Source organism: Microbacterium sp. (assembly GCF_035277845.1).
In the GTDB taxonomy this organism is placed as follows: domain Bacteria; phylum Actinomycetota; class Actinomycetes; order Actinomycetales; family Microbacteriaceae; genus Microbacterium.
Window position 1 is genome coordinate 1 of the sequence record NZ_DATEJS010000165.1, and the last position, 4,136, is coordinate 4,136.

At 67.9% G+C, this 4,136-nt stretch carries 3 protein-coding genes, 1 tRNA gene and 2 pseudogenes; 4 read left to right on the top strand and 2 right to left on the bottom strand.

Going from position 1 to position 4,136, the window contains the following annotated elements; genetic code table 11:
• A pseudogene (locus VJR25_RS06985) lies at nucleotides 1–357 on the top strand (alpha/beta hydrolase); the annotation flags it as partial.
• A 436-nt stretch (nucleotides 358–793) separates the two neighbouring features.
• Here the strand turns inward: VJR25_RS06985 and VJR25_RS06990 are convergent.
• Nucleotides 794–867 (bottom strand) — tRNA-Gly (locus VJR25_RS06990).
• Between the two features lie 168 nt (nucleotides 868–1,035).
• A pseudogene (locus VJR25_RS06995) lies at nucleotides 1,036–1,128 on the bottom strand (recombinase family protein); the annotation flags it as partial.
• Between the two features lie 215 nt (nucleotides 1,129–1,343).
• Between VJR25_RS06995 and VJR25_RS07000 the strand changes: the two are divergent.
• The 3 genes from VJR25_RS07000 to VJR25_RS07010 all read left to right on the top strand — a co-directional run bounded on the left by VJR25_RS07000 (nucleotide 1,344) and on the right by VJR25_RS07010 (nucleotide 4,063).
• Complete coding sequence (locus VJR25_RS07000; RefSeq protein ID WP_324113949.1) at nucleotides 1,344–1,784, top strand: excisionase family DNA-binding protein; 441 nt, start codon at nucleotides 1,344–1,346, stop codon at nucleotides 1,782–1,784.
• 3 nt (nucleotides 1,785–1,787) lie between these two features.
• Nucleotides 1,788–2,363, top strand: a complete 576-nt coding sequence (locus tag VJR25_RS07005; protein ID WP_324113951.1) for a PIN domain-containing protein — start codon at nucleotides 1,788–1,790, stop codon at nucleotides 2,361–2,363.
• A gap of 308 nt (nucleotides 2,364–2,671) precedes the next feature.
• Nucleotides 2,672–4,063: an IS1380 family transposase gene (locus VJR25_RS07010; protein ID WP_324113953.1), complete on the top strand. Its 1,392-nt coding sequence runs from the start codon at nucleotides 2,672–2,674 to the stop codon at nucleotides 4,061–4,063.
• Nucleotides 4,064–4,136: the final 73 nt, after the last annotated feature.

The window sequence follows — 4,136 nt, forward strand, 5'->3', positions numbered from 1 at the left end:
ATGGGCGGCTACGGCGCGCTGCGGTTCGGCTGGAAGCTCGGCCCGGAGCGCGTGAAGGCGGTCTCGGCGCTCAGCCCCGCCCTGTGGACCACGGAGCGGGCGGCGGCGAGCATCGCGTTCGACAGCCCTGCGGACTATGCCGCCAACGACCTGTACGGGCGACAGAGCCGACTCGAGGTTCCGGTGCGCATCGACTGCGGTACCGGCGACGGCTTCCAGTCGGCGGTGCGCACCTACGTGGACGGGTTCCCGAAGCGTCCCGCCGGCGGGTTCGAGGCGGGCGGACACGACTACCGGTTCTGGCGGCGTCTTGCGCCCGCCCACGTCGCCTTCCTGGCGGAGCAGCTGTACAGCTAAGGGGTCGGCGGAAGCGGAGGCTCCTGCGGATTCGGTGCAAGCGGCTCGTCGGGAGCAGGCACGGTCGGCTCCTCCGGCGGCATCGGCGCCGGCTGCCCCGGATGCGGTTCCGCAGGCTCATGCGGGTCGGCCGGGTCCGGGTCGAGCGGCGTGGGCGGCGCACCCGGTGAGAGAGGTCCGGGTCCCTCCGGCGCTTCGGGTTCGCCGGGCACGGTCGGGTCGGTCCGCCCGGGCTCGTCCGGTTGCATTGTGTCGCTCATGATGCTCCCTTGCTCGTGCGGCGAGCGCCGACCACGTCGATCCGATCAGGATGCCGCGCGGCTCGGCGATCCACGGGGTCAGTCTGGAGCCACAGGGGGATCACGTTCACGGGCCTTGACACGTGAGGAGGCCGGGAGTACGTCGTCGACGGTCACAGGTCGACGAGCGGAGGAAGTGGAGGGGCTGACGGGAATCGAACCCGCGCTGTCTGCTTGGGAAGCAGAAGTTCTGCCATTGAACTACAGCCCCGAAGTCTTGATTTCATTGGGAACCGGGGTTCCCGTCAAGACTCGGTGTACACATCAGTGTTCACACTTGGGTGACGCCCTGGAATGCGACGTCTCGTCCATACTAGCCGGGAGATTGACGTTGTCCTGAATCGGGCGCCACGCCCCCAGTTGCGCCGTCCAGGTTGCTCGTCAACTCTTCGGCGAGGTTGGGCGCGTCCGGCAGAGATCGGGCCAGACGGCCGAGCTCGGTGACCACGAGCGTGTCGCCGTCGCGCACGGCCACCCTCGGGCACCGACCGATCCGTCGACGCCCGCACCGGCAGGCACGCGTCTCACGTCTTCGGTGGGCGCACGGCGCCCCGCCGAGGGCCCGAGCGGAGAGCAGAAGACTGAGCCGAGTGATCACCACCGAGGGACATGGGATCGGCAACTCGACCCGGGTTGTTGTGTTTGTGTGATTTACTGAGGGCATCCGGTTCTGGAGGGAGAGGCCCGATGTCGAGCTTGATGCCCATGGGGATCGGTCCGATCGAGGACCGCGACGAGCAGCAGTTGAACGAGTTGGCAGACGCTCTGCAGGGAACGGACCCTGTCACGCGTGAGCAGGAGTTCGCGGAACTCCCCGCCCCTGTCCGTGAAGCGCTGGCCGACGTGCTGCACCGGTTCGCGCGAGGCGAAGCGGTCGTGGTGGGATCGGCCGCAACGCTTCTTACGACGGGCCAGGCTGCGGCAATGCTCGGGATGTCTCGCAGCTACCTGGTGCGACTCATCGACGAGGGCAAGGTGCAGTGTGAGTTCGTCGGAACTCACAGGCGCGTGCGCCTAGAGGAAGCACTGCGATATGGCGCGATCTTCCGCGCACGGCGCAGCGCTTCCTTGGATGAGATCGCCGGGGTTTCGCGCGAGGCAGGGCTCTACGACGACGACGAGTTCTGAGTCGTGACGTTCCGGGCGTTCATCGATGCGCAGATCCTGGTAGAGGCGCGACCCCGAGACGTGCTGCTCACGCTCGCGGACGCGGGACTATTCGAACCATTGTGGAGCCCGCTCGTGCTCGAGGAGATGGGGCGGCACCTACCGGCCACGATGACGCCGGAGCAGAAGTCCAGGCTGGTCACGGCGATGAACCGGGCATTCCCAGATGCGTCCATCGAGTGGTCTGGATACGTAGAAGTCAAGGTACGGCTGAGCGTGAACAAGAAGGATCGGCACGTCGCGGCGGCGGCGGTTGTCGGGCGGGCGGACGTCATCGTGACGGCGGACGGCAAGTTCTTCGACGAACTCCTGAGCTCCAAGATCATCGATGGGCAGAAGTTGCCCGAGTTCATCGCCTACGCCATCGACGCGGACCAGCCCAATGCGCGGGTTTCGCTCATCGACATGGCGATTCGTCGCTGGGGGGCCGCCGATGAGAAAGACGCCGAGACTCGACTCAAGGCGTATTTCGTGAAGCGCGGCTGGGACCCAAGCGGGCTCGACGCGGGCGCGCGTCCGCGCCGGCCCATTGCTTGGTGATCACGAGACCCATCGCCTAGCGGCTGGGTGAAGCGATCCGACGCCCGCGCTCCCCGAGCGCCTGGTAGATCCCGATGGTAGCCTCCCGGCTAATCGGACCGGATCAGGGAGTTCTAAGCTCCAGCGAGCATCGACGCATGCAGCGCAAGTTTCACGCGGGCCGAAGACTCGGCAATCAGATGCTTAACCTCGGGCTTTCGTCGTTGAGTGCTGTGCGCCCGGCGCGGTAGACGTGAAAAGTGCTCCTGATCTGGGAGAATTGTTCTTGCTAAGGGAACGGTTCTTCGAGAGCGAGGAGCACCTTCAAGGTGAAGACTACCGGGGTCTATCCGTGCGTTCGTGTTGACACTGCGGACGTGCCGGCGATCGGGCAGGCGGGCGGGGTGCTTCTGACCGAGACGGTCCGCGCAGCGGGACTGGACCGGGCGTTGTCGGCGGTGCTGAGCCCGTGGCGGAAGCCGCTCGCGGTCCACGACCCGGGCAAGGTGGTCATGGATCTCGCGATCACGCTCGCCCTCGGCGGGGACGCGCTCTCCGATATCGCGTCGTTGCGCGCCGAGCCCGGCGTCTACGGCCAAGTGGCGTCGGATCCGACCGTGTCCCGCACGATCGCCGCGTTGGCGGCGGACGCGGACCGGGTGCTCGCCGCGATCGACACCGCCCGGCAGACGGCACGAACGAAGGCGTGGGTGCTGGGCGGTGAGCATGCACCGCACGCCGCCGCGTCGCCCGATGCGCCGATGGTGATCGATCTGGACGCGACGCTGCTGACCGCGCACAGTGAGAAGGAGCATGCCCGCCCGACGTGGAAGAAGGGGTTCGGGTTCCACCCGTTGTGCGCGTTCGTCGACCACGGCACCGCGGGGACCGGGGAGATGCTCGCGGTCCAGCTGCGTCCCGGGAACGCGGGCTCGAACACCGCATCCGACCACGTCACCGTCACCAAGGCCGCGCTCGCTCAACTGCCCGGCGGGAAGAGCCGACCAGGGAAGAGTGTGCTGATCCGCGCCGATTCCGCGGGTGGCACCCACGAGTTCCTCGACTGGCTGACCGGGCGGCGGCTGTCGTACTCGGTCGGATTCACGCTCCCGCACGAGACCCCGGACCTCTACCGGCTGATCCCCGAGGACTTCTGGGAGCCCGCACTCGACTCCGACGGTCAGGCCCGCGATGGGGCCGCGGTCGCCGAGTTCACCGGGATCCTCAACCTCGAGAACTGGCCGACCGGCATGCGGGTGATCGTCCGCCGGGAACGCCCGCACCCCGGCGCGCAGCTCCGGTTCGGAGACGTCGACGGCTACCGGCTCACCGCATTCGCAACCAACACGCGCCGCGGACAGTTGCAGCGACTCGAGTTGCGGCACCGCCGCCGGGCACGTTGCGAAGACCGGATCCGGCAGGCGAAAGACACCGGGCTGCGCAACCTCCCGTTGCACGGGTTCGACCAGAACCGGATCTGGTGCGCCATCGTGGCTCTCGCCGCCGATCTCATCGCCTGGGCCGGGCTCCTCGCCCACCCGCAGAGCGAGGCGCGCCGCTGGGAACCGAAGCGGCTCCGCTATCGGCTGTTCACGATCCCCGCGACTCTCGCCCGCCACGGCCGACGAACCACCCTGCACCTCTCCACTCGGGCCCGCTGGGCGGAGGTCATGCTCGCCGCGATCACCACAATCCGCGCCCTGCCCGCACCAGGCAGCTGACGCGTAGATCCCACCGAACGCCACGACCAAGGACCCGGAGAACCGCCACCGCAGCGCCACGCGGCCATTTGTC